This is a genomic window from Serratia sp. ID 25-353 (assembly GCF_054792795.1).
This window is the reverse complement of record NZ_CM139236.1, coordinates 3,362,006-3,386,035: the sequence shown is the minus strand read 5'-3', so window position 1 is coordinate 3,386,035 and position 24,030 is coordinate 3,362,006. Positions and strand designations below refer to the sequence as shown.

25 protein-coding genes and 4 tRNA genes are annotated in these 24,030 nt (G+C 57.6%); 23 read left to right on the top strand and 6 right to left on the bottom strand.

The window, feature by feature from the left end:
* Positions 1–339: 339 nt before the first annotated feature.
* The 5 genes from ACYF6X_RS16455 (at position 340) to chbG (ending at position 5,234) form a co-directional block, all read left to right on the top strand.
* Positions 340–657 (top strand): PTS sugar transporter subunit IIB, encoded by a 318-nt coding sequence (locus tag ACYF6X_RS16455; protein ID WP_004932561.1) that lies wholly within the window; start codon positions 340–342, stop codon positions 655–657.
* Positions 658–669: 12 nt separating this feature from the next.
* Positions 670–2,031: a PTS N,N'-diacetylchitobiose transporter subunit IIC gene (chbC, locus tag ACYF6X_RS16450; RefSeq protein WP_197773575.1), complete on the top strand. Its 1,362-nt coding sequence runs from the start codon at positions 670–672 to the stop codon at positions 2,029–2,031.
* Positions 2,032–2,074: 43 nt separating this feature from the next.
* On the top strand, positions 2,075–3,460 hold the full coding sequence (locus tag ACYF6X_RS16445) for a glycoside hydrolase family 1 protein (RefSeq protein ID WP_063991363.1): 1,386 nt from the start codon (positions 2,075–2,077) through the stop codon (positions 3,458–3,460).
* A 15-nt stretch (positions 3,461–3,475) separates the two neighbouring features.
* Positions 3,476–4,324 (top strand): transcriptional regulator ChbR, encoded by an 849-nt coding sequence (gene chbR, locus ACYF6X_RS16440; RefSeq protein ID WP_063991362.1) that lies wholly within the window; start codon positions 3,476–3,478, stop codon positions 4,322–4,324.
* Between the two features lie 148 nt (positions 4,325–4,472).
* Positions 4,473–5,234, top strand: coding sequence for a chitin disaccharide deacetylase (gene chbG / locus ACYF6X_RS16435; RefSeq protein WP_130018513.1), 762 nt, complete (start codon positions 4,473–4,475; stop codon positions 5,232–5,234).
* A gap of 9 nt (positions 5,235–5,243) precedes the next feature.
* On the opposite strand, the gene ACYF6X_RS16430 is transcribed toward chbG, so the two are convergent.
* The gene (locus tag ACYF6X_RS16430; protein WP_063991360.1) at positions 5,244–6,623 is read right to left on the bottom strand and encodes an MFS transporter; all 1,380 of its coding nucleotides are present in this window, start codon (positions 6,621–6,623) and stop codon (positions 5,244–5,246) included.
* A gap of 243 nt (positions 6,624–6,866) precedes the next feature.
* On the opposite strand from ACYF6X_RS16430, the gene pncC reads away from it, so the two are divergent.
* The 13 genes from pncC to luxS all read left to right on the top strand — a co-directional run bounded on the left by pncC (position 6,867) and on the right by luxS (position 16,677).
* Positions 6,867–7,355, top strand: coding sequence for a nicotinamide-nucleotide amidase (gene pncC / locus ACYF6X_RS16425; protein WP_048794685.1), 489 nt, complete (start codon positions 6,867–6,869; stop codon positions 7,353–7,355).
* 111 nt (positions 7,356–7,466) lie between these two features.
* Positions 7,467–8,531: a recombinase RecA gene (gene recA / locus ACYF6X_RS16420; RefSeq protein WP_130018514.1), complete on the top strand. Its 1,065-nt coding sequence runs from the start codon at positions 7,467–7,469 to the stop codon at positions 8,529–8,531.
* Between the two features lie 60 nt (positions 8,532–8,591).
* The gene (gene recX, locus ACYF6X_RS16415) at positions 8,592–9,104 is read left to right on the top strand and encodes a recombination regulator RecX (protein WP_130018515.1); all 513 of its coding nucleotides are present in this window, start codon (positions 8,592–8,594) and stop codon (positions 9,102–9,104) included.
* Positions 9,105–9,237: 133 nt separating this feature from the next.
* Positions 9,238–11,865 (top strand): alanine--tRNA ligase, encoded by a 2,628-nt coding sequence (gene alaS / locus ACYF6X_RS16410; protein WP_063991358.1) that lies wholly within the window; start codon positions 9,238–9,240, stop codon positions 11,863–11,865.
* 252 nt (positions 11,866–12,117) lie between these two features.
* A complete protein-coding gene (gene csrA, locus ACYF6X_RS16405) occupies positions 12,118–12,303 on the top strand; it encodes a carbon storage regulator CsrA (protein ID WP_004091602.1) in 186 nt (61 codons plus the stop codon).
* Positions 12,304–12,613: 310 nt separating this feature from the next.
* Positions 12,614–12,706 (top strand) — tRNA-Ser (locus ACYF6X_RS16400).
* A gap of 3 nt (positions 12,707–12,709) precedes the next feature.
* A tRNA-Arg gene (locus tag ACYF6X_RS16395) sits at positions 12,710–12,786 on the top strand.
* 197 nt (positions 12,787–12,983) lie between these two features.
* Positions 12,984–13,060: transfer RNA gene (locus tag ACYF6X_RS16390), tRNA-Arg, on the top strand.
* A 53-nt stretch (positions 13,061–13,113) separates the two neighbouring features.
* Positions 13,114–13,190, top strand: a tRNA-Arg gene (locus ACYF6X_RS16385).
* 168 nt (positions 13,191–13,358) lie between these two features.
* Positions 13,359–13,925, top strand: coding sequence for a fructose-1-phosphate/6-phosphogluconate phosphatase (gene yqaB, locus ACYF6X_RS16380; RefSeq protein WP_130018474.1), 567 nt, complete (start codon positions 13,359–13,361; stop codon positions 13,923–13,925).
* The gene (locus tag ACYF6X_RS16375; protein ID WP_004932520.1) at positions 13,922–14,350 is read left to right on the top strand and encodes a YqaA family protein; all 429 of its coding nucleotides are present in this window, start codon (positions 13,922–13,924) and stop codon (positions 14,348–14,350) included. The genes yqaB and ACYF6X_RS16375 overlap by 4 nt, the downstream gene beginning before the upstream one ends.
* An 82-nt stretch (positions 14,351–14,432) precedes the next feature.
* A complete protein-coding gene (gshA, locus tag ACYF6X_RS16370; RefSeq protein WP_107226787.1) occupies positions 14,433–15,995 on the top strand; it encodes a glutamate--cysteine ligase in 1,563 nt (520 codons plus the stop codon).
* Positions 15,996–16,161: 166 nt separating this feature from the next.
* Complete coding sequence (gene luxS / locus ACYF6X_RS16365; RefSeq protein ID WP_019455133.1) at positions 16,162–16,677, top strand: S-ribosylhomocysteine lyase; 516 nt, start codon at positions 16,162–16,164, stop codon at positions 16,675–16,677.
* A 66-nt stretch (positions 16,678–16,743) separates the two neighbouring features.
* On the opposite strand, the gene ACYF6X_RS16360 is transcribed toward luxS, so the two are convergent.
* A complete protein-coding gene (locus tag ACYF6X_RS16360) occupies positions 16,744–18,033 on the bottom strand; it encodes an HlyC/CorC family transporter (RefSeq protein WP_060425324.1) in 1,290 nt (429 codons plus the stop codon).
* A gap of 42 nt (positions 18,034–18,075) precedes the next feature.
* Complete coding sequence (locus ACYF6X_RS16355) at positions 18,076–18,867, bottom strand: cytochrome C assembly family protein (protein WP_063991354.1); 792 nt, start codon at positions 18,865–18,867, stop codon at positions 18,076–18,078.
* A gap of 169 nt (positions 18,868–19,036) precedes the next feature.
* On the opposite strand from ACYF6X_RS16355, the gene ffh reads away from it, so the two are divergent.
* From ffh to rplS, 5 genes are all read left to right on the top strand, one after another.
* Positions 19,037–20,398 carry a signal recognition particle protein gene (gene ffh, locus ACYF6X_RS16350; protein WP_004932504.1) on the top strand — a complete coding sequence of 454 codons (1,362 nt, stop codon included), beginning with the start codon at positions 19,037–19,039 and terminating at the stop codon, positions 20,396–20,398.
* 214 nt (positions 20,399–20,612) lie between these two features.
* Positions 20,613–20,861, top strand: coding sequence for a 30S ribosomal protein S16 (gene rpsP, locus ACYF6X_RS16345; protein WP_004932501.1), 249 nt, complete (start codon positions 20,613–20,615; stop codon positions 20,859–20,861).
* 18 nt (positions 20,862–20,879) lie between these two features.
* Entirely contained in the window at positions 20,880–21,428 is a 549-nt protein-coding gene (gene rimM, locus ACYF6X_RS16340) for a ribosome maturation factor RimM (protein WP_019455135.1), read from the top strand.
* Between the two features lie 52 nt (positions 21,429–21,480).
* Positions 21,481–22,248, top strand: coding sequence for a tRNA (guanosine(37)-N1)-methyltransferase TrmD (gene trmD / locus ACYF6X_RS16335; protein ID WP_130018473.1), 768 nt, complete (start codon positions 21,481–21,483; stop codon positions 22,246–22,248).
* Positions 22,249–22,296: 48 nt separating this feature from the next.
* Complete coding sequence (gene rplS, locus ACYF6X_RS16330) at positions 22,297–22,653, top strand: 50S ribosomal protein L19 (protein ID WP_019455136.1); 357 nt, start codon at positions 22,297–22,299, stop codon at positions 22,651–22,653.
* A 143-nt stretch (positions 22,654–22,796) separates the two neighbouring features.
* Here rplS and ACYF6X_RS16325 read toward each other — a convergent pair whose 3' ends face one another.
* From ACYF6X_RS16325 to ACYF6X_RS16315, 3 genes are all read right to left on the bottom strand, one after another.
* Positions 22,797–23,024, bottom strand: a complete 228-nt coding sequence (locus tag ACYF6X_RS16325; RefSeq protein WP_063991352.1) for an ogr/Delta-like zinc finger family protein — start codon at positions 23,022–23,024, stop codon at positions 22,797–22,799.
* 65 nt (positions 23,025–23,089) lie between these two features.
* Positions 23,090–23,605, bottom strand: coding sequence for a lysozyme (locus tag ACYF6X_RS16320; protein WP_130018472.1), 516 nt, complete (start codon positions 23,603–23,605; stop codon positions 23,090–23,092).
* The gene (locus ACYF6X_RS16315; RefSeq protein ID WP_063991350.1) at positions 23,589–23,810 is read right to left on the bottom strand and encodes an HP1 family phage holin; all 222 of its coding nucleotides are present in this window, start codon (positions 23,808–23,810) and stop codon (positions 23,589–23,591) included. Before ACYF6X_RS16315 ends, ACYF6X_RS16320 begins: the two co-directional genes overlap by 17 nt.
* Positions 23,811–24,030 lie beyond the last annotated feature (220 nt).

Below are 24,030 nucleotides of genomic sequence, written 5' to 3'. Positions count from 1 at the left end.
CGGGCGCAAATAAACCCTTAAATTCTCAGCGAGTTTGTAACTGGCTGTTTATAATTGTTATTTGTGTATTTATTGCGAATATTCCGAGTTTTTATCGGTTATTTGAGAGCCCGGTCACACTATTTTTTTATGTGAAATGTGAAGGGGGTCAAGCCGGTAGGTCAAGGAGAGACGGTTATTATCCCCGCTGGCTTACCGATCCGTTTTTCATGCTCCGTATACTGTCTGCAACCAGGGCAACGTGACGGAAATTTTCATAAGGAATGTGCGTGAAGCAATCGTGATTGCATCTGGCATACAAATAACACGGGGTTTTTTTGATTATCTGAGGTGCTTGGTATGGAAAAGAAAAAAATCTATCTGTTTTGTTCTGCCGGTATGTCCACTTCCCTGTTGGTATCAAAAATGAAGGCGCAGGCCGAGAAATACGAAGTACCGGTGATCATCGCCGCCTACCCGGAGGCGCTGGCCGCGGAGAAAGGCGTTGAAGCGGATCTGATCCTGCTGGGGCCGCAGATCGCCTACACCTTGCCGGAGGTGCAAAAACAGCTGCCCAACAAACCTGTTGAAGTCATCGATCCGCTGCTGTACGGCAAGGTCGATGGGCTGGGGGTGCTGAAGGCCGCGGTGGCCGCCATCAAGAAAGCCAATCAATAACAGGAGGCCGCCGTGAATACCCTCATTGCCTCGCTCGAGAAGGTTATCCTGCCTTTCGCCGTAAAAATCGGTAAGCAGCCCCACGTCAACGCCATCAAGAACGGCTTTATCCGCCTGATGCCGCTGACCTTGACCGGGGCGATGTTCGTGTTGATCAACAACGTGTTCCTGAGCTTCGGCGAAGGATCGTTCTTCTATTCGCTGGGCGTGCGCCTGGATGCCTCCACCATCGAGACGCTGAACGGTCTGAAGAGCATCGGCGGCAGCGTTTACAACGGTACGCTGGGGATCATGTCCCTGATGACGCCGTTCTTTATCAGCATGGCGTTAGCCGAAGAGCGTAAGGTCGATCCGCTGGCTTCGGCGCTGCTGGCGGTGGCGGCCTTTATGACCGTCACGCCGTTCAACGTTGGCGAAGCCTATGCGGTGGGCGCCAATTGGCTGGGCGGCGCCAACATCATTTCCGGTATGGTGATCGGGCTGGCGGTGGCCGAGATGTTTGCTTTCATCGTGCGGCGCAACTGGGTGATTAGCCTGCCGGACAGCGTGCCGGCTTCGGTGTCGCGCTCCTTCTCGGCGCTGATCCCCGGTTTCATCATCCTCTCCATCATGGGGCTGGTGGCGTTCGCGCTGGCGCACTGGGGCACCAACTTCCACCAGATCATCATGGACGGCATCTCGGCGCCGCTGGCCAAGATGGGCAGCGTGGTGGGCTGGGTGTACGTGCTGTTCTCCTCGCTGCTGTGGTTCTTTGGGGTGCACGGCTCCATGGCGCTGGCGGCGCTGGACAGCGGCATCATGACGCCGTTCGCGCTGGAAAACGTGGAGCTGTATAACAAATACGGTTCGGTCGAAGCGGCGGTGGCCGCCGGCAAAGAGTTCCACATGTGGGCGAAACCGTTCGTCGACTCCTACATCTACCTTGGCGGAACCGGCTCGACGCTGGGCCTGATCATCGCCATCTTCATCGCCTCGCGCCGCGAAGATTACCGCCAGGTCGCCAAGCTGGCGACGCCGTCCGGCATTTTCCAGATCAACGAACCGATTCTGTTCGGCCTGCCGGTGATCATGAACCCGGTGATGTTCATTCCGTTCATCCTGGTGCAGCCGGTGCTAACCATCATCACCTCGCTGGCTTATTACTCCGGGCTGATCCCGCCTATCACCAACATTGCGCCCTGGACCATGCCGGTCGGCCTGGGGGCGTTCTTCAACACCAACGGCAGCATCATGGCCATGTTGCTGAGCCTGTTCAACCTGGCGGTCGCCACCGTGATTTATCTGCCGTTTGTGGCGATCTCCAACAAGGCGCAGAGTCAGATCGACGCGGCGACGGAAAGCGAAGAAGACATCGCCAAGGCGCTGAAATTCTAACTGTGGAACGGGGCGGCGCGGCCGCCCCGCGAGGGACGCGAGTATGGAATATCAATTTGCCGACGGGTTCTGGTGGGGCAGCGCCACCTCCGCGCCGCAGTCTGAAGGGGCGGCCGCGCGGGACGGCAAGAGCCGCAATATCTTCGACTATTGGTACGAGATCGCGCCCGAGCGCTTTCACGATCGGGTGGGGCCGGCTGAGGCTTCGACCTTTTACGACCATTTCCGTACCGATATCGGGCTGCTCAAAACGCTGGGCCACAATACCTTTAGAACCTCGATCTCGTGGTCGCGGCTGATCCCGGACGGCGACGGCGAGGTTAACCCGCAGGCGGTGGCGTTCTATAACGCGATGATCGACGAGCTGCTGGCGCAGGGCATCACCCCGTTTATCAATCTCTACCACTTCGATATGCCGCTGCGCATGCAGCAGCGCGGTGGCTGGGAAAGCCGGGCGGTGGTCGAAGCCTACGCGCGTTACGCCGATATCTGCTTCGATCTATTTGGCGATCGGGTCACCCACTGGTTCACCTTCAACGAGCCGATCGTGCCGGTAGAGGCAGGTTACCTGAATGACCTGCACTACCCTTGCGTGGTGGACTTCAAACGGGCGGTCACCGTGGCGTATCACAGCGTACTGGCGCACGCCATGGCGGTGCAGCGTTTCAGAGCACGTGAGCTGCCGGGGAGCATCGGCATCATTCTGAATCTGAGCCCGACCTACCCGCGTTCCGACGCGCCGGAGGATCGGCAGGCTGCGCACGACGCCGATCTGCTGCTCAACCGCAGTTTCCTCGATCCGGTCGCCAAAGGGCGTTATCCGGCGGCGTTACTGCAGCTACTGGAACGGCATGGGCTGATGCCCTGCTGCGAGCCGCAGGATGCGCGGCTGATCGAAGGCGGCGTGGTGGATATCCTCGGCGTCAACTACTACCAGCCGCGCAGGGTGCAGGCGAAAGAGGGGCGTCGTGCCGAGGGGCCGATCGCATCGCCGGAGGATTTGTTCAGTTACTATGCGATGCCGGGCCGCAAAATCAATCCGCACCGCGGCTGGGAGATCTATGAGAAGGGGCTGTACGACATCCTGATGGACCTGAAAGAGAACTACGGCAATCTGCCTTGTTATATTTCGGAAAACGGCATGGGCGTCGAGGGAGAAGAGGCGTTTATCGGCGCCGATGGGCGGGTGGAGGACGATTACCGCATCGACTTTATTCGCGAGCACCTGAAGTGGCTGCACCGCGCGCTGGCAGAAGGCTCGCAGTGCAAAGGCTATCATCTGTGGACCTTTATCGACTGCTGGTCCTGGCTGAACGCCTACAAGAATCGTTATGGGCTGGTGCGATTGGATCGGGCGGATCAGCGCCGCACCATCAAGAAAAGCGGCTACTGGTTTGCCGAGGCGGCCAGACGCAACGGATTTGACTAACGGGAGGCCGACGCCGTGTCCGACAACCGAATTTCGCTGAGTGCCAACGATGTGAAGCTGATTCGCGAGCAGGATTTCTTTAACTGCAAAGATTTTCACCTGTTTATCTACAACAAGGTGGAAAGCGCCACCGGCCTGCATCAGCACGACTATTACGAGTTCACCATCGTGCTGAGCGGCAAATGCTATCAGGAGATCAACGGTAAGCGGGTGCTGCTGGAACGCGGTGATTTCGTCTTTATCCCTATCGGCTCCTATCACCAGAGCTTTTACGAGTTCGGCGCGACAAAAATCTTCAACGTGGCGGTCAGCAAAGCGTTTTTTGAAGAGCACTATTTGCAGCAGCTTCCGCGCTGCTTTGTTGCCTCGCAGGCCTACAGCCTGAGAAGCGAGTTTCTGGCCTATATCGAATCGGTGGTGAGTTCGCCGCAGTTTCGTGAGGATGATTTCGCCGAGTTTCTCGAAACGCTGACCTTCTATGTGATCAGCCGCATTCGTCATTATAAAGAAGAAAATGACGGCGGCGATGATATCCCGCAGTGGCTGAAGAACACCCTGGCCGGCATGCATGACAAGGCGATGTTCGGCGAGAGGGCGTTGGCGAACATGGTGGCGCTGTCGGGGAAGACTCAGGAGTATCTGACCCGGGCGATGCGGCGTTACTACCATAAGACGCCGATGCAGGTGATCAATGAGATCCGCATCAATTTCGCCAAGACGCAGCTGGAGGTCACCAACTCTTCGGTGTCCGATATCGCCTTCGATTCCGGCTATGGTGATGTCAGTTTGTTCATCAAAAACTTCAAGCGGCTCACCGAGGTGACCCCAGGCAACTACCGAAAAAAGTGCTACGGCCCTCTTTAGGGCCGCTCCCGATCAGTCTCAATGCCGATATGCCGATGAGCTTCAGGCCGCCGGCCGGTTAGTCATTCGATTTTTACCTTAGCGAAAGGGAATGCCGCGTCGGTCGGACGGACTTCCCTTGTCAAAAATCCATCTCGCGGGAGCCACTATGGAAAAACTACTGATCGTGAATGCCGACGACTTCGGCCTGAGCAAGGGGCAAAACTACGGCGTCATCGAGGCGTATCAATATGGCGTCGTCACCTCCACCACGGCGATGGTGAACGGCGGCGGCGCACAGCACGCGGCGGCGCTCAGCCGGCAACACCCGGGGCTGCCGATCGGGCTGCATTTCGTTTTGACCTATGGCAGGCCGCTGGGCGCCATGCCTTCGCTGGTCAACGAGCATGGCGAATTGGGCAAATGGCTGTGGCGCCGCGCCGAGGCCGGTGAGCTGCAGCTGGACGAGATTCAGGAGGAGCTGCAGCGCCAGTTCACGCGGTTTATGACGCTGTTCGGCAGGCCACCGACGCACATCGACAGCCACCACCATGTGCATATGCAGCCGCAGATTTACCCGCTGGTGGAGGCGTTTGCGCAGGCGCAGGGGCTGCCGCTGCGCCTCGATCGCGAAGAGGCGAAACGGCGCGATATTGCGTTGCAGACGCCCTGCAGCACCGACGCGTTTGATGCGGGATTCTACGGCGAAACGATTTCCGAAGCCTTATTCCTGCAGAGGTTGGCGCGCGCCGACGAGCAGGGCGCCGAGTCATTGGAAATGATGTGCCACCCGGCGTTCCTCGACGCGACGATCCTGCAGAGCAAATACTGCCACCCGCGCCTTGTCGAGCTGGATGTGTTGACCGCGCCGACGCTGAAAGCGGCGATCGCCGAACGCGGTTTTATGCTGGGCTCCTTCCAGGATCTGTAGCGCCGCCGTTCACAGCATGGCGTGCGCCTTTTTCAGGCCGGTGTCCTCTTGCGGATCGGCCCCCTGAGGCAGGGGCTCCGCCTCCTGTTCTTCAGACTGCGGCTCGTCGACATCGGGCGCCGCTTCCGGCGGCGGCATGGTGTCGTGAATGATCTGCTCATCGAAGGTCGGATTGAGCGCCGGCGACAGCGGTGAACTGGCGAGGCTGTCCGGCAGCGCAATGTGTGGCACCGGCGCATCTTGCGCCAGCTGCGGTTCCTCCGCTTTCGCCGTACGGCCGAGGGCCGCCAGCAGTACGCCGCACAGAGCGAAGAAAGCGTACAGGATATTGCCGCCAAGCGGCTCGATCAGTGCGCCGACCGCCAACGGCCCGATGCTGGCGCCGACGCCGAACGCCATCAGCAGACAGGCAGCCAGCGAGACGCGGCGCTCCGGCTCGATCAGATCGTTGGCCAATGCCACCACCAGCGGATAGAGCGTAAACTGCAACATGCTGACGACAAAGCCCACCGCCAGCAGCAACGGAAAATCGATGTGCGGCAGCAGCGCCAGCGGCAGCGCCGCCACGATCAGCAGAATGGCGTTGAAGCGCATCAGCAACGGGCGGTTATAGCGATCCGACAGCCAACTGAGCGGGAACTGCGCCACCAGCCCGGCGAAGATGGCCAGCGCCATGAACAGGCCGGTTTGCTGAGTGGTTAAGGATTGCAGGCTGGCGTAGACCGGCGCCAGGCCGTAAAACGAGCCCACCACCATGCCGATCACCAACGTGGTGGCCAGCACCTTGGGAATGGCGCCGACAAAGTAACGCAGCTCCATCGGGGCCGGCGACATGTGGCGTGCATTGGTGCGGGTGGTGAGAGCGATCGGCACCAGACAGAGCGCGAAACACAGTGCGATCACCAGCAGCGTGGTGATGCCCAGATTGCTTTGCAGCATCAACACGATCTGGCCCAGCGACATGCCGAGATAGGTCGCCGCCATATAGAAGCCGAACACCATGCCGCGCTGGTTGGATTCCGCCTGGTCGTTCAGCCAGCTTTCCAGCACCATATACTGGCACATCATGCACAGCCCGATCACCAGACGCAGCGCGACCCAGGCGGGAATGAACTCCGTCAGGCCGTGCCCCAGCACCGCAGCGGTGATGATGCCGGCGCAGGCCACGTAGGCGCGGATATGCCCGACGCGGGCGATGAGAAAGTGGCCGACCTTGCCGCCGATCACCAACCCGATGTAGTTGGCGGCGATGATGGCGCCGATCAGCGCGCTGCTGACGTGGATGGAGGTCAGCCGCAGCGAGACGTAGGTGGTGAGCAGGCCTGAGCCCAACAGCAGCAGCAGGGTGGTGGTGTACAACGGCAAGAATACGCCCAACGTTTTTTTCACGCTATCATCCTAATCTCTTCTGGTGCGCCCTGAGGCCGCCGCCGCCGCGTGCCGCCTCCGTGATGTTCCTTGTGCTGGTGCGCCGCCGCTCAATGGGGCGCTTCTTTTGATACTAGCAGCTTGGCCGGGCGCTTAAAACCGCACCTCCTGCGAGGCGCTGCGCATTTCTGCGCGCCAGCCGCCGCGTCGCCTTGATAAATGCTACTATCGGGCGCATATACCTGAATTCGCGAGGGAGGGGTTATGAGTGAAAACCAACTGCGCCGGCTCAGCGTGCTGGCGGGGGAAAAACTGAAGGCTCAGGGCCGCTGGATCACCTGCGCGGAATCCTGCACCGGCGGCGGCATCGCCAAGGCCATTACCGATATCGCCGGCAGCTCCGCCTATTTCGATCGCGGTTTCGTCACCTACAGCAATGCGGCGAAGCATGACCTGTTGGGGGTGAGCGAAGCCACGTTGGCGGCGCACGGCGCGGTCAGCGAAGAGGTAGTGCGCGAGATGGCAATAGGGGCGCTGCGGGCGGCACAGGCCGATCTGGCGCTGTCGGTAAGCGGCATCGCCGGCCCGGACGGCGGCAGCGCGGAAAAGCCGGTCGGTACCGTGTGGTTCGGCTTCGCCGGCAGCGATGGCCGGGGGCTGTCGCGCAAGATGCAATTTGAGGGCGACCGCGACGCGGTGCGGCTGCAGGCGACGATTTTCGCGCTGCAAACCGCCATCGACGAATTTTTGTAAATTAGGCTTGATACTGTATGACCATACAGTATAATTAGTGACATTTCCTGCACAACATACATTCAGTGGCAGTGTGGGGTAACACCGGCATTGCGAAACGAAGGAGCAAAAATGGCTATTGATGAGAACAAGCAAAAGGCGTTAGCTGCGGCACTGGGCCAGATTGAGAAACAGTTCGGCAAAGGCTCCATCATGCGCCTGGGTGAAGACCGCTCCATGGACGTGGAAACGATCTCCACCGGCTCACTGTCACTCGATATCGCTCTGGGCGCCGGCGGCCTGCCGATGGGCCGCATCGTCGAAATTTACGGCCCGGAATCATCCGGTAAAACCACCCTGACGCTGCAGGTGATCGCCGCAGCGCAGCGTGAAGGCAAAACCTGTGCGTTCATCGACGCCGAGCACGCGCTGGATCCTATCTATGCGAAAAAGCTGGGCGTCGATATCGACAACCTGCTGTGCTCCCAGCCGGACACCGGCGAGCAGGCGCTGGAAATCTGTGATGCGCTGACCCGCTCCGGCGCGGTTGACGTCATTATCGTCGACTCCGTGGCGGCACTGACGCCGAAGGCGGAAATCGAAGGTGAAATCGGCGATTCGCACATGGGTCTGGCGGCACGCATGATGAGCCAGGCGATGCGTAAGCTGGCCGGCAACCTGAAAAACGCCAATACCCTGCTGATCTTCATCAACCAGATCCGTATGAAAATTGGCGTGATGTTCGGCAACCCGGAAACGACGACCGGCGGTAACGCCCTGAAGTTCTACGCTTCGGTGCGTCTGGATATCCGCCGCATCGGCGCCATCAAAGAGGGCGACGAAGTGGTGGGCAGCGAAACCCGCGTGAAAGTGGTGAAGAACAAAATCGCTGCGCCGTTCAAGCAGGCTGAGTTCCAAATCATGTACGGCGAAGGCATTAACAGCCGTGGCGAACTGGTCGATCTGGGCGTGAAACACAAGATGATCGAAAAAGCCGGCGCCTGGTACAGCTATAACGGCGATAAGATCGGCCAGGGTAAGGCGAATGCCTGTAACTTCCTGAAAGAAAACCCGGCTATCGCCGCCGAGCTGGATAAGAAGCTGCGTGACCTGCTGCTGCACAGCGGCGGTGAACTGGTGGCCGCTTCCGGTGACGACTTCGAAGACGATGAAGCGGAAACCAGCGAGCAGTTCTAATCGCTGAAGATGTGCGCCGCCGTTCGTGTGGCGCATATCCCATAAATTCAGGCTTGAATGATGAATGACTTGCTAAGCCGCGCCATGCGCCTGCTGTCGCAACGCGATCATAGTGAAGCTGAACTGCGCCGCAAACTTGCGGCGCAGCCGTTTGTGGCGAAAGCCCGTTTTGGCGGCAAGAGGCCACATGCGCCGGCATTACCGCCGGTGGCTGAAGAGCCGGTGGATCCTGCGCTGATCGAGCAGGTTATTGCCTACTGTTACCAGCATAACTGGCTAGACGATAAGCGTTTCGCTCACAGCTACATCGGCAGCCGCAGCCGCAAAGGTTACGGCGCGCAGCGCATCCGCAGCGAACTGATGCAAAAGGGCGTCGACAAAGCGCTGGTGCAGGACGCGCTGGCGGAATGCGATATCGATTGGTGCGAACAGGCAAAACAGGTGGCGCAGCGAAAATTTGGCGATGCGTTGCCAACCGACTGGAAAGAGAAAGCCAAAGTGCAGCGTTATCTGCTCTATCGCGGCTTCTTCCAGGAAGAAATTCAGTCAATTTACCGTGATTTTGCGCAATGAGCGCACACGGGGTTTTACTTCCCTCTGAAGAAAATTTATCTTATCCCCACTTTTTGTTCGTGAGCTGGCTGTCATCGTCGGGGTGACGCGTCACCGGCTCACGTGTCGTTATTCTAGCCTTTCCAGGAAAATTATGAGCAAGAGCACCGCTGAGATCCGTCAAGCGTTTCTCGATTTCTTTCATAGTAAGGGTCATCAGGTTGTAGCGAGCAGCTCCCTGGTGCCTAACAATGATCCGACATTGCTGTTTACCAATGCCGGCATGAACCAATTTAAGGATGTTTTCCTGGGGCTCGACAAACGCGCCTATTCCCGCGCCACCACCTCACAGCGCTGTGTGCGCGCAGGCGGCAAGCATAACGACCTGGAAAACGTCGGTTATACCGCACGCCACCATACCTTCTTTGAAATGCTGGGCAACTTCAGCTTCGGCGATTACTTCAAGCACGACGCGATCAGCTACGCGTGGGAACTGCTGACCGGTGAAAACTGGTTCAACCTGCCGAAAGAGAGACTGTGGGTCACCGTGTATGAAACCGATGACGAAGCGTTCGACATCTGGCAGAAGCAAATTGGTGTACCGGCCGAGCGCATTATCCGTATCGGCGACAACAAGGGCGCGCCTTTCGCTTCCGACAACTTCTGGCAGATGGGCGACACCGGCCCATGCGGCCCGTGCACCGAAATTTTCTACGATCACGGCGATCACATCTGGGGCGGCCCTCCGGGCAGCCCGGAAGAAGACGGCGACCGCTACATCGAGATCTGGAACATCGTTTTCATGCAGTTCAACCGTCAGTCCGACGGCACCATGCTGCCGCTGCCGAAACCTTCGGTGGATACCGGTATGGGGCTGGAGCGCATCGCGGCGGTGTTGCAGCATGTGAACTCCAACTATGAAATCGACCTGTTCCGTACCCTGATCGCCGCCGTGGCGAAAGTGACCGGCGCGACCGATCTGGACAACAAATCCCTGCGCGTTATCGCCGACCACATCCGTTCCTGCGCCTTCCTGGTGTCGGACGGCGTGATCCCGTCTAACGAAAACCGCGGCTACGTGCTGCGCCGCATCATTCGTCGCGCGATCCGCCATGGCAACATGCTGGGCGCGAAAGATACCTTCTTCTACAAGCTGGTGGCGCCACTGATCGACGTGATGGGCCCGGCGGCCGACGAATTGAAACGCCAGCAATCGCTGGTGGAGCAGGTGCTGAAAACCGAAGAAGAGCAGTTTGCCCGCACGCTGGAGCGTGGTCTGGCGCTGTTGGACGAAGAGCTGGCCAAGCTGAAGGGTGATACCCTGGACGGCGAAACCGCTTTCCGTCTGTACGATACCTACGGCTTCCCGGTCGATCTGACCGCTGACGTCTGCCGCGAGCGCGGTCTGAAAGTCGATGAAGCGGGCTTTGAAGAAGCGATGGAAGCGCAGCGCCGCCGCGCGCGTGAATCCAGCGGCTTCGGCGCCGACTACAACAGCCTGATCCGCGTGGACGGCAGCAGCCAGTTCAGCGGTTACGATCACGACGAGCAGCAGGCAACTGTCATCGCGCTGTTCCGCGACGGCCAGCCGGTCGATCAGATTAACGCTGGCGAAGAGGCGGTGGTGGTGCTGGATGAGACGCCGTTCTACGGCGAATCCGGCGGCCAGGTCGGCGATAAAGGCGTGCTGAAAGCCGCCGGCGTAGAGTTTGTGGTCAACGACACCCAGAAATACGGCCAGGCTATCGGCCACCAGGGCAAACTGGCGCAGGGCTCGCTGAAGCTGAACGATCGCGTGGATGCGCAGATCGACGCTGAGCGTCGCAACAGCATTCGTCTGAACCACTCCGCGACTCACCTGCTGCACGCCGCGCTGCGTCAAACGCTGGGCGACCACGTCGCGCAGAAAGGCTCGCTGGTTAACGACAAATACCTGCGTTTCGACTTCTCGCACTTCGAAGCGATGAAGCCGGAGCAAATCCGCGCGGTGGAAGATCTGGTGAACCAGCAGGTGCGTCGTAACCTGCCGGTACAGACCGAGCTGATGGCGTTGGAAGATGCCAAAGAGAAGGGCGCGATGGCGCTGTTCGGCGAGAAGTACGATGACAACGTGCGCGTACTGACCATGGGTGACTTCTCCACCGAACTGTGTGGCGGTACTCATGCCAGCCGCACCGGCGATATTGGCCTGTTCCGCATTCTGAGCGAGTCGGGCACCGCGGCGGGCATCCGTCGTATTGAAGCGGTGACCGGCGCAGGCGCTATCGCCACGCTGCACCAGCAAAGCGATTTGTTGCAAGACGTTGCGCAGCTGGTTAAGGGCGACAGCAACACCCTGACCGATAAAGTGCGCTCGGTGCTCGATCGCACCCGCGTGCTGGAAAAAGAACTGCAGCAGCTGAAAGATCAGCAGGCGGCGCAGGAAAGTGCGTCGTTGTCCAGCCAGGCAAAAGTGGTTAACGGTGTGAAGCTGTTGGTCAGCCAGTTGGACAAGGTCGAAGCCAAAATGCTGCGCACCATGGTGGATGACCTGAAAAATCAATTGGGTTCGGCCATCATCGTGTTGGCAACGACGGCTGATGACAAAGTCAGCCTGGTTGCAGGCGTGACCAAGGATCTGACTGACCGCGTGAAAGCCGGCGAGTTGATCGGCAACGTGGCGCAGCAGGTAGGCGGTAAGGGCGGTGGTCGCCCGGATATGGCGATGGCGGGGGGGACGGATATCAACGCCCTGCCAGCGGCGTTAAACAGCGTAGAAGCCTGGGTGGCCTCGAAGCTGTGAACATAAATAAATAGCACGCACAAACGCCATAATACTTTGTTGATTATGGCGTTTTCATACTGTGCTAACACAATTTAGTTACAATTGCGGGAACAAAGTTTTTCAGGTCGGCTAAACTTACCATTATCTGAGGTGGGACCAAGTCTGCTTACACTTATTGTGGGTTGCGCGGCTTACGTTTTCACCACATATGATGGATAATGACGGGGAAACTGAGAGACCCGACTCTTTTAATCTTTCAAGGAGCAAAGAATGTTAATTCTGACTCGTCGAGTTGGTGAAACCCTCATGATTGGCGATGAGGTTACGGTCACTGTGCTAGGGGTAAAAGGCAACCAGGTGCGTATTGGTGTGAATGCCCCCAAAGAGGTTTCGGTTCACCGTGAAGAAATCTATCAGCGCATTCAGGCAGAGAAGTCTCAGCAGACGACTTACTGATTCCGAAGCAGCGTCTCGTTGCCAGACGAGACGCTACTGCATCGTTTTACCCACTTCTTTCGTTCTCCTCTCTCTTTTTCGTGATTATTTTCCCGGTTAGTTTTCTGCTTTGTTGCCACAAACGCTGCAGTTGCCTGTTGATAAAACGCCCTTTTTGCCGTGAAATCGCCCATGTTGGGTGCGAATTGTGCAAACGCGCATGAGTTGGGAAAAATTGTTTGACTTAAAAGTCGGAGAAAGTAATATGTGCGCCACGCAGTGCCGATGAGCTTCTCTAAAGCAAGTTAGGCACAATTCGAAAGAAGCGTATGGTGAGGTGGCCGAGAGGCTGAAGGCGCTCCCCTGCTAAGGGAGTATGCGGTCAAAAGCTGCATCCGGGGTTCGAATCCCCGCCTCACCGCCATTTGCATCCATAGCTCAGCTGGATAGAGTACTCGGCTACGAACCGAGCGGTCGGAGGTTCGAATCCTCCTGGATGCACCATATTTTCCTCATGTGTCGCGAAGCGAGAGTTTCAGACAGATGACGAGCAAGAAAGTGCTCGAAGGAGGATAACATTGCTTAAGCAATGGCCCGTAGGGCGAGGCGCTAGCGCCGAGTAATCCTCCTCGATGCACCATATTTTGCGGTATGGTGGGGTAGTAACAACGTACCATACGGTATCAAAAAAGAATTCCTGTGCATCCATAGCTCAGCTGGATAGAGTACTCGGCTACGAACCGAGCGGTCGGAGGTTCGAATCCTCCTGGATGCACCATTCTTTCCGTCATGCTTCGTTAGTGAAGCAGGCAAGCAGTAAAAAATAGACATGCATCCATAGCTCAGCTGGATAGAGTACTCGGCTACGAACCGAGCGGTCGGAGGTTCGAATCCTCCTGGATGCACCATCTAAGAGAAACCCGCTACGGCGGGTTTTTCGCTTTTCAGCTTTTTCCATTCCCCTTTTCCCCTTTGCGCCCGTTCGGGCACAGCACATTCCGTTATGACGCAGTCAGCGACAACCCAACGGCTTTACGCTAAAGTAGTTTTCTTTCCTCTACGATCATGGAGTAACGATGTACGACCGCTATCAGGGTCTTATTTTCGACATGGACGGTACGATTCTGGACACCGAGCCAACGCACCGCAAAGCGTGGCGTGAAGTGCTGTCCCGTTATGGCATGACGTTTGATGAAGCGGCCATGGTGGCGCTGAGCGGTTCACCGACATGGCGCATCGCTCAGGCGATTATCGCCAGCCACCAGGCCGACCTCGATCCGCATCACCTGGCCGCGGAGAAAACGCGCGCGGTGGAAGCGATGCTGCTGGATAGCGTGCGTCCATTGCCGCTGATCGAGGTGGTGAAGTCCTATCGTGGTCGCCGTCCGATGGCGGTCGGTACCGGCAGTGAGCACCGCATGGCGGAAATGCTGCTGCGTCATCTCGGCCTGTTCAACTGCTTCGACGCGATCGTCGGCGCGGACGACGTGCAGCGCCATAAACCGGAGCCGGACACCTTCCTGCGCTGTGCCGAACTGATCGGCGTACCGCCGGAAAAATGCGTGGTGTTTGAAGACGCCGATTTCGGCATTCAGGCGGCGAAAAGTGCCGGTATGGCTGTGGTAGACGTCCGCACGCTGTGAGTAGTACGCTAGCCGTAATATCGTTATTTGGCAGTAGCTTCCTCAGTGCGACGCTGCTGCCGGGAAATTCAGAAATCGTTCTGGTCGCCTTGCTGACCCAGAGTCGCGTCTCGCCAGAGTTGCTGGTATTGGCCGCGACCCTGGGCAACACGCTGGGTGGCTTGACCAATGTCATTATCGGGCGCCTGTTACCGGCGTTGAAACCACAGCGGGGGCTGGCAACGGCGCTCGGGTGGCTGCAACGCTTCGGCCCGGCTGCGCTGCTGCTCAGCTGGGTGCCGGTGGTGGGCGATTTGTTGTGCGTGTTGGCAGGTTGGCTGCGCATGCCCTGGGGCTCTGTCGCGCTGTTTCTGTGTATCGGAAAGGCGCTGCGTTACATCGTGTTGGCTATGATAACGGTACAGGGTATCGCCTGGTGGCAGTAACCAAGTGAATATAACTCAATATTCTCTCGGGTGCGGATTCAGTATGCTTACGAGTTATTGTTTTTAGAAGCGGGAGGTCAATTTGATCCCGGACGTATCACAGGCGCTTTCTTGGTTGGAAGCCCATCCCCAGGCATTAAAAGGCATTCGTCGCGGCATCGAGCGTGAAACGCTGCGGGTCACGCCGAACGGCACCTTGGCGACCACCGGGCATCCGGAGAAGCTGGGCGCGGCATTGACGCACCACTGGATCACCACGGATTTCGCCGAAGCGCTGTTAGAGTTCATTACGCCGGTTGATGACAACATCGATCACCTGCTGACGTTCCTGCGCGATATTCATCGCTACGTGGCGCGTAATATCGGCGATGAGCGCATGTGGCCGCTCAGCATGCCGTGCTTTATCGAAGCCGAGCAGGATATCGAGCTGGCGCAGTTCGGTTCGTCGAACATCGGCCGCATGAAGACGCTGTATCGCGAAGGGTTGAAGAATCGCTACGGCGCGCTGATGCAGACCATTTCCGGCGTGCATTACAACTTCTCGCTGCCGCTGGAGTTTTGGCAGGCGTGGGCCGGCGTGCAGGACGCTGAAAGCGGCAAAGAGCAGATCTCGGCGGGGTATTTCCGCCTGATCCGCAACTATTACCGTTTCGGCTGGGTGATCCCGTATCTGTTCGGCGCATCGCCGGCCATTTGTTCTTCGTTCCTCAAGGGGCGCGAGACTAATCTGCCGTTCGAGCGCACCGAGCAGGGGATGTGCTACCTGCCGTACGCCACCTCGCTGCGACTGAGCGACCTGGGTTACACCAACAAGTCGCAGAGCAATTTGGGCATCACCTTCAACGATCTGCACAGCTATGTGGCCGGTCTGAAGCGGGCGATTGCTACGCCTTCCGAAGAGTTCGCCAAGCTGGGCGTGAAAGAGGGCGATCGCTACCTGCAGCTGAACAGCAACGTGCTGCAAATCGAGAACGAGCTGTATGCGCCGATCCGGCCGAAGCGCGTGACCCAAAGCGGCGAGACACCGTCGGACGCGCTGCTGCGTGGCGGTATCGAATACATCGAAGTGCGTTCGCTGGATATCAATCCGTTCTCGCCGATCGGCGTGGACGCGGTGCAGGCGCGTTTCCTGGATCTGTTCCTGGTGTGGTGCGCGCTGGCCGATGCGCCGGAGATGAGCAGCGATGAACTGCTGTGCACGCGCAAGAACTGGAACCGGGTGATTCTGGAAGGGCGTAAGCCGGGCCAGACCATCGGCATCGGCTGTGGCGCCAGCCATGAACCGCTCGAAAAAGTGGGTAAGGCGCTGTTCGCCGATCTGCGTCGGGTGGCGGAAGTGTTGGACAGCGAAGCCGGCAACCGTCAATACCAGCAGGTGTGTGATGAGCTGGTCGCCGCGTTCGACGATCCTGAGCTGACCTTCTCCGCGCGCATTCTGAAGGCGATGAAGGAGGAAGGCACCGGGCGCGTCGGGTTGCAGCTGGCGGAGCAGTATCGCCAGACGTTGCTGGAAGAGCCGTTGGAAATCCTGAACGAAGCCGAGCTGGATAAAGAGCGGGAAGCCTCATGGCAGCGCCAACGCGACATAGAAGCCAATGATACGCTAAGCTTTGAAGCGTTCCTGAAGCAAAACGGCGGAAGCTGAAAAAGAAAAAGGCCACATCAATGTGGCCAAATATGCATCTCTGATGACAGGGATGATGATAACAAATGCGCGTCTTTCACATACTCAGACTCGCAGGGTTGGAAAAGGTTTCCCGGTTAGGAAAAAAAGTTTCGAAATAAATGCTCTTTTACGAGGAGGTAGCGAAATGCCATTGCTGGATAGCTTTACCGTCGATCATACCCGTATGGCAGCTCCGGCTGTCCGCGTTGCGAAAACCATGAAAACGCCTCATGGCGATACCATTACGGTGTTTGATCTGCGCTTTTGCCGCCCGAACCTGGAAGTGATGCCCGAGCGCGGCATTCACACGCTGGAGCACCTGTTCGCCGGCTTTATGCGTGACCATCTGAATGGCCAGGGCGTGGAGATTATCGACATCTCCCCGATGGGCTGTCGTACCGGTTTTTACATGAGCTTGATCGGCGTGCCGGAAGAGCAGCGCGTAGCCGACGCCTGGAAAGCGGCGATGGCCGACGTGCTGAAAGTGACCGATCAGCGCAAAATCCCCGAACTGAACGAATACCAGTGCGGCACTTACCATATGCACTCGCTGGAAGAAGCGCAGGAGATCGCCAAGCACATCCTGGATAACGACGTGGTGGTTAACCACAACGACGAGTTGGCGCTGCCGAAAGAGAAGCTGCAGGAACTGCATATCTAGCCGCGCATTTTCCGCAGAGATAAAAAAAGACGCGATTTCGCGTCTTTTTTACGTTCAGGCCGGCGGTCAGTGATGGCCGACGCTGGACTGCAGCGAGGTGATCGGCGTGACCCGCACCTGTTTGATCATGTTGCCCTGCACGTCGAGAATGTCGATATCGTAATGGCCGATACGCACCCGGGTGCCGATTTCGGGGATCTCTTCCAGCTCTTCCAGCAGCATGCCGTTGACGGTGCGGGCCTCACTGGCCGGCAGGGTCCAGTTGAAGGCCTTGTTCAGCTCGCGCACGTTGGCGGTACCGTCGATCAAGACCGAGCCATCGCTCTGCGGCGTGACCTCTTCCGCCAGCGTCGGTGACATCGAGGTGGTGAAGTCGCCGACGATCTCTTCGAGAATGTCTTCCACTGTGACCAGGCCCTGAATGTCGCCGTACTCGTCGACCACGATGCCGACCTTCTCTTTGTTGCGCTGGAACTTCACCAGTTGCACGTTGAGCGGCGTGCCTTCCGGCACGAAGTAAATCTCGTCGGCGGCGCGCAGCAGGTTCTCTTTGTTGAATTCTTTTTTCTCGGTCATCAGGCGGTAGGCTTCGCGCACGCGCAGCATGCCGATCGCGTCGTCCAACGAACTGCGATACAGCACGATGCGGCCGTGCGGCGAGTGGGTCAGCTGGCGCATGATCGACTTCCAGTCGTCGTTGACGTCGATGCCGACGATCTCGGTGCGCGGCACCATGATGTCGTTAACCGTCACCTTTTCCAGATCCAGCACCGAGATCAGCATGTCCTGATTGCGGCGGGAGATTTGCGATTGAGATTCGCGCACGATAGTGCGCAGCTCATCCTTGCTGACGGCGTCGCTGATGCGCACGTTGGTGCGGATGCCGAACAGGCGCAAGGTCAGGCTGGTGATGCCGTTGAGCAACCAGACCAGCGGGAACATCACCTTTTGCAACGGAGCCAGCAGGACGCTGCTGGGGAAGGCAATGCGTTCCGGATAGAGGGCGGCGAAGGTCTTCGGCAGCACTTCGGCGAACAGCAGCACGGCAAAGGTCAGTATGCCGGTTGCGATCGCCACGCCGAGATCGCCATACAGCCGCATGCCGACGATGGTCGCCAGCGCCGAGGCGAGGATGTTGACCAGGTTGTTGCCGATTAGCACCAGGCCGATCAGCCGATCCGGTTTTTGCAGCAGCTTCTCCACCCGACGCGCCGAGCGGTTGCCCTGTTTGGACAGGTGACGCAGGCGATAACGGTTGAGCGTCATCATGCCGGTTTCGGAAGCGGAGAAGTAAGCGGAGACCACGATCATGATCACCAGGATAATGATGAGGGTCCCCGTCGACACATGCTCCAATGCAGTATTCCTTATAGAGAGGGAGAATTGAACCGGGCTGGCTTAGCGCACCATCACCTGCTGAATCAGACGGCTGCCGAAGTAGGCGAGCGTCAGCAGGAAGGCACCGGCGAGGCTGAACCAGACGACGCGGCGGCCGCGCCAGCCTTCATGGTAATGGCCCCACAACAACACGATATACACGAACCAGGCCATGATCGACAGCACGGCTTTATGCACGTTCTCTTTGCTGAACAGATTATCCATGTACAGCAGGCCGGTGCACAGGGTGAGCGTCAGCAGCACCACGCCGATCTGGGTGATATGGAACATCTTGCGCTCGATGCTCATCAGCGGCGGCATGTCGGCGCTAAAGGTCAACTTCTTGTTCTTCAACAGGTAGTCGAGCCAGGCGAGCTGCAAGGCGTAGAGCGCGGCGATGATCAAGGTGGCATAAGAGAACAGCGCCAGGCCGATATGCACCATCAGTTCCGGGCTGGCCTCCAGATGAGTGATGAACTCGCCGGGCATAAAGCTGGCGAAGGCCAGGTTGATCATCGCGAAGCTGTAGACGATCGGCAGCAGGAACCAGCCGCGGTCGCGCGAGGCGACGAAGGTCATCACCGAGCAGATGATCAGGCTGACGATGGAGCCAATGTTCAGCAGGCTGAGATTCTGCCCGGCGCTGACGTCAAAGATGCGCTGCTGCAGCGCGATGGCATGGCAAATCAGCGCCACCACCGCCGAGACGAGGGCAAGCCGACGGTATGCGCTGTTCTTCCGCAACAAACTGGGAATGATCAGTCCAAGGCTGAGCAGGTAGGCCATCAAAGCCACAATGGAGAAAACTGGCATAGCGTTTAATTTTGCTTCGGCGTGGTTAATTGGAGTGTCAGTATAACGTTGCGCGCGTTTCACTCCAACCTATCTCCAACGCTGAGGCAGAGATCCGCCGCGCTTCGTGTTATCATCGGCGCAATTGTGTCGCCGGAGCGGCCTGTCATTACACGTTGAGCATGAGACGATGTTTGAAAATTTAACCGATCGATTGTCGCGCACGTTGCGCAATATCAGCGGCCGCGGGCGGCTGACCGAAGAGAATATCAAGGAAACCCTGCGTGAAGTGCGTATGGCATTGCTGGAAGCGGACGTCGCGCTGCCGGTGGTGCGCGACTTCATCAACCGCGTCAAAGAGAGCGCTGTTGGCCATGAAGTCAACAAGAGCCTGACGCCGGGGCAGGAGTTCGTCAAGATCGTCAAAGGCGAGCTGATCGCCGCGATGGGCGAAGTGAACACCGAGCTGAACCTGGCGGCCCAGCCGCCGGCGGTGGTGCTGATGGCGGGCCTGCAGGGCGCCGGTAAAACCACCAGCGTCGGTAAGCTCGGCAAATTCCTGAAGGAAAAGCAGAAGAAGAAAGTGTTGGTGGTTTCCGCGGACGTTTATCGCCCGGCGGCGATCAAACAGCTGGAAACGCTGGCGGAAGGTGTCGGTATCGATTTCTTCCCGTCTGACGTCAAAGAAAAACCGATCGACATCGTCAATCGCGCGCTGCAACAGGCCAAGCTGAAGTTCTACGACGTCCTGATCGTCGATACCGCCGGCCGTCTGCACGTTGACGAAGCGATGATGGACGAGATTAAACAGGTGCATGCGGCGATCAAGCCGGTAGAAACCCTGTTCGTGGTCGACGCCATGACCGGCCAGGATGCCGCCAATACCGCCAAAGCGTTTAACGAAGCGCTGCCGCTGACCGGCGTGGTGCTGACCAAGGTCGACGGCGATGCGCGCGGCGGTGCCGCGCTGTCCATCCGTCATATCACCGGCAAGCCGATCAAGTTCCTTGGCGTGGGCGAGAAGACCGAAGCGCTGGAGCCGTTCTACCCGGATCGCGTAGCATCGCGCATCCTGGGCATGGGCGACGTGCTGTCGCTGATCGAAGATATCGAAAGCAAGGTCGACCGCGAGCAGGCGGAAAAACTGGCCAACAAGCTGAAGAAGGGCGACGGTTTCGATCTGACCGACTTCCTGGAGCAGCTCAAGCAGATGCGCAACATGGGCGGCATGGCCAACATGCTGAGCAAGCTGCCGGGTGCCGGCCAGCTGCCGGATAACGTCAAATCGCAGATGGACGACAAAGTGCTGGTGCGCATGGAGGCGATCATCAACTCGATGACGCTGAAAGAGCGCGCCAAACCGGAAATCATCAAAGGCTCGCGCAAGCGTCGCATCGCGATGGGGGCCGGCATGCAGGTGCAGGACGTCAACCGCTTGCTGAAGCAGTTCGACGAAATGCAGCGTATGATGAAGAAGATGAAGAAAGGCGGTATGGCGAAGATGATGCGCGGCATGAAAGGTATGATGCCGCCGGGCTTCCCAGGCCGCTGATGGGCCTCCGCACGCCGAGTGCGGGCGCTTTCAGCATTCGCCGTTCGCGGTGAAAACCGCCCGAAATTTGACAGGCTGCAAAAGTTGTCCTCTGCGATCGACGCTTTAGATTGCTTTTTGCGCCAAAATGAGTAAAATTTTCGGGCTTTTTATATTGCAACCGGGCCCCGTCCCTCAATGGGGCCCGGCTGTTTTATTAACTAAAGAGGATGTTATGGTAACAATTCGTTTGGCACGTGGCGGCGCTAAAAAGCGTCCGTTCTATCAAGTAGTAGTGACCGACAGCCGCAACGCTCGTGATGGTCGTTTCATCGAGCGCGTAGGCTTCTTCAACCCGATCGCTTCCGGTCAGGCTGAAGCACTGCGTCTGGACCTGGACCGCATCGAGCACTGGGTTGGTCTGGGTGCAACCGTTTCTGATCGCGTTCACGCGCTGATCAAAGACGCTAAGAAAGCAGCTTAATCTGTCGCGGTGGTGGCAATGAGCAAGCAACTCAAACCGGTAGCGCCTAAGCAGCCGATTGTACTCGGTAAAATGGGGTCCGCTTACGGCATTCGTGGTTGGCTCAGAGTGTTTTCATCCACCGAGAACGCCGAAAGCATTTTTGACTATCAGCCGTGGTTTATCCAGCAGGCGGGTCAGTGGCAGCATATCGAGTTGGAAGACTGGAAGCGCCACAGTCAGGATCTGATCATCAAGGTCAAAGGCATTGACGATCGGGACGCGGCGAATCTGCTGACTAATCGCGAGATTATGGTGGATTCTGAGCAACTTCCTCCGCTGGAGGGTGACGATTACTACTGGAAAGACCTGATGGGCTGCCAGGTAGTCACCACTGCGGGCTACGAGCTGGGTAAAGTCATCGATATGATGGAAACCGGCTCGAACGATGTGATGGTTGTGAAAGCGAACCTGAAAGATGCGTTCGGCATGAAGGAGCGGTTGATTCCGTTTCTTCATGGGCAGGTTATCAAGAAAGTCGATCTCACTGCCCGCGTGATTGAGGCAGATTGGGATCCTGGTTTTTGACCCCCGGATCAAACGGTCGAAGCAAGTGGAATAACGGTAAGGGGATTGGCTTGTGTTCATCGGTATTGTAAGCCTGTTTCCTGAGATGTTCCGCGCTATCACCGATTACGGGGTGACTGGCCGGGCAGTAAAAAATGGCCTGCTGAGCGTGCAGTGTTGGAGTCCTCGCGACTTCACCTACGACCGGCATCGTACCGTGGACGATCGCCCTTATGGCGGCGGCCCGGGAATGCTGATGATGGTGCAACCTTTACGGGAAGCCATTCATGCGGCGAAAGCAGCGGCAGGCGAGGGAGCAAAGGTGATTTATCTGTCACCTCAGGGGCGCAAGCTGGATCAAACCGGCGTGTGCGAACTGGCGGCCAATCAGAAGATGATTCTGGTGTGCGGCCGTTACGAAGGGATAGACGAGCGCGTAATCCAAACCGAAATTGATGAAGAATGGTCAATCGGCGATTACGTTCTCAGCGGCGGGGAACTGCCGGCGATGACCCTGATTGATTCAGTCGCCCGTTTCATACCGGGTGTGCTGGGCCATCAGGCCTCAGCGGAGGAAGACTCCTTTGCCGACGGATTGCTGGACTGCCCGCACTATACCCGCCCAGAGGTGTTGGAAGGGATGGAAGTACCGCCGGTTCTGCTGTCGGGCAACCATGCCGAGATACGTCGCTGGCGCTTAAAGCAGTCGCTGGGCCGAACCTGGCTTAGAAGACCTGAACTTCTAGAAAGCCTAGCTCTGACTGACGAGCAAGCGGTGTTGCTGGGTGAGTTCCAACGGGAACATCAGGCCAGGCAACAGGACTATGAAGGAAACGTCTGACATCAGACGGGACCGATATATCAGTTTACCTAGGGTAAGAGACATATTATGAGCAACATTATTAAGCAACTTGAACAAGAGCAGATGAAACAAGACGTACCTGCATTCCGTCCGGGTGATTCCGTGGAAGTGAAGGTATGGGTCGTTGAAGGTAGCAAAAAACGTCTGCAGGCATTCGAGGGCGTGGTTATCGCTATCCGTAACCGCGGTCTGCACTCTGCATTCACTGTTCGTAAGATTTCCAACGGCGAAGGTGTTGAGCGCGTATTCCAGACTCACTCCCCAGTAATCGACAGCATTACTGTTAAACGTCGTGGTGCCGTTCGTAAAGCTAAACTGTACTACCTGCGTGAACGTACTGGTAAGTCTGCTCGTATCAAAGAGCGTCTGAACCGCGTTAACTAACGCTGCATCCAAAAGTTAATAGTTATCAGGGGTTGGCCTATGCCAACCCCTTTTTTTATCTGAAAATCCAGTTGCGTTGCATTTTCGAGATTTGACCGCCTTGTAGCGACATTAAAAAAGCCTGCATCAGCAGGCTTTTTGCATTACAGCGCGGCGGCGTTTTGTTTATGCTGATTCTCCGGCGGATGCGGCTGCGCCGGGACAATGTCATCGCCGGGCTTGACGATCACCCGTGCAACGGATTCGTGCGTGGCGAACGTGCAACTGCAGTTGATGTTGCGGCATTGATGGTAACGCTCTTTGGTCGACTCGCTCAGATAGCGACTGGAGCGAGTGTGGGCCACGTGACCGCAGAGTGGACAGTGCATCATAAGAACCCCCCTTGAACAAATTAAGTGAAATTGTTGTGGCATCACCACTTAGGCGAGCGAGCCCGTCATGATGAGGCAATGCCTTGCAAGCACAGTGCGCGTTCCGTGGCGCGTCGCTGTTCCAGCCCCTTGTTTTTCTTTCCGTTTACGTAAATCCAGCGTGGCAACTGATCGCAAGCCTGCTGCCACTGGCGCTGCTGCAGCAGCGTGACCAGCGTGGAGTGGCAGGCAGCGCTGATGCCCACGTTGAAGGCGAAGGCGATCACCGAGTCATAGGTTTCTTGTGGGAGCGTTTGCGGCAGGCAGGCGGCCATGCCACGCTCGGTACGGCGAATATCGTCGACCAAATCCACAGCGGCTTGCCGTTCATCGATGGCTTTGCCCGGGATGACGCCGGCGGTGTGCCCAATGCCCTGTGTCCACACTCTGGCGCTGCACTGGTAAGGCGACAGGCGGCAACCTTCGAGATCGGCGATCAGCCTGAGACCGGCTTCTGAGGTTTGCAGCTCGCCAAATGACGGTAACAGCACGGCAATGGCCAAAACGGCGGCGACGCTGCAGCGCTTAACGATTGCACTCATCGTAAATTTTCCTCCGTGATACCGCATTGCGCTCAATAGCCTTCAAGATCTGCAGGCTTTTACGTCGGTAGTACCAGTTCACCAGAAACGTGCCGATGCCTACCGCCGCACCGACTAAAAAGGCAATGTCCTGCGGAGAGAGCTTGCCGAGCCAGGCGAGAAACAGCGCCATGGCGTAGGTGATGAATGAGGTGATTTTCTCCATAGCTTATGCTCGCTTTGTTTACAGCATCTCGGGAGCTGTGGTGGTCATCGATGCGTTACTGGTCGCTCTCTATCGAAATCCATCATGGCCCGAGGCTGTATAATAATAACTGTATATGCATACAGTATTAAGCTATTTGCTAAAGTCGTCAATGGGCGGGATGAATATTTTTAGCAGATTGTGCAAAAGAGGGCGGCGGGCATAAAAAAAGCCCATCGAT

Coding starts and splice junctions, on each gene's coding strand:
- ACYF6X_RS16455 (WP_004932561.1), top strand. CDS start 340: ATGGAAAAGAAAAAAATCTATCTGTTTTGTTCTGCCGGTATGTCCACT.
- ACYF6X_RS16445 (WP_063991363.1), top strand. CDS start 2,075: ATGGAATATCAATTTGCCGACGGGTTCTGGTGGGGCAGCGCCACCTCC.
- chbG (WP_130018513.1), top strand. CDS start 4,473: ATGGAAAAACTACTGATCGTGAATGCCGACGACTTCGGCCTGAGCAAG.
- pncC (WP_048794685.1), top strand. CDS start 6,867: ATGAGTGAAAACCAACTGCGCCGGCTCAGCGTGCTGGCGGGGGAAAAA.
- recA (WP_130018514.1), top strand. CDS start 7,467: ATGGCTATTGATGAGAACAAGCAAAAGGCGTTAGCTGCGGCACTGGGC.
- recX (WP_130018515.1), top strand. CDS start 8,592: ATGAATGACTTGCTAAGCCGCGCCATGCGCCTGCTGTCGCAACGCGAT.
- alaS (WP_063991358.1), top strand. CDS start 9,238: ATGAGCAAGAGCACCGCTGAGATCCGTCAAGCGTTTCTCGATTTCTTT.
- csrA (WP_004091602.1), top strand. CDS start 12,118: ATGTTAATTCTGACTCGTCGAGTTGGTGAAACCCTCATGATTGGCGAT.
- yqaB (WP_130018474.1), top strand. CDS start 13,359: ATGTACGACCGCTATCAGGGTCTTATTTTCGACATGGACGGTACGATT.
- luxS (WP_019455133.1), top strand. CDS start 16,162: ATGCCATTGCTGGATAGCTTTACCGTCGATCATACCCGTATGGCAGCT.
- ACYF6X_RS16355 (WP_063991354.1), bottom strand. CDS start 18,867: ATGCCAGTTTTCTCCATTGTGGCTTTGATGGCCTACCTGCTCAGCCTT.
- ffh (WP_004932504.1), top strand. CDS start 19,037: ATGTTTGAAAATTTAACCGATCGATTGTCGCGCACGTTGCGCAATATC.
- rpsP (WP_004932501.1), top strand. CDS start 20,613: ATGGTAACAATTCGTTTGGCACGTGGCGGCGCTAAAAAGCGTCCGTTC.
- rimM (WP_019455135.1), top strand. CDS start 20,880: ATGAGCAAGCAACTCAAACCGGTAGCGCCTAAGCAGCCGATTGTACTC.
- rplS (WP_019455136.1), top strand. CDS start 22,297: ATGAGCAACATTATTAAGCAACTTGAACAAGAGCAGATGAAACAAGAC.
- ACYF6X_RS16325 (WP_063991352.1), bottom strand. CDS start 23,024: ATGATGCACTGTCCACTCTGCGGTCACGTGGCCCACACTCGCTCCAGT.
- ACYF6X_RS16320 (WP_130018472.1), bottom strand. CDS start 23,605: ATGAGTGCAATCGTTAAGCGCTGCAGCGTCGCCGCCGTTTTGGCCATT.
- ACYF6X_RS16315 (WP_063991350.1), bottom strand. CDS start 23,810: ATGGAGAAAATCACCTCATTCATCACCTACGCCATGGCGCTGTTTCTC.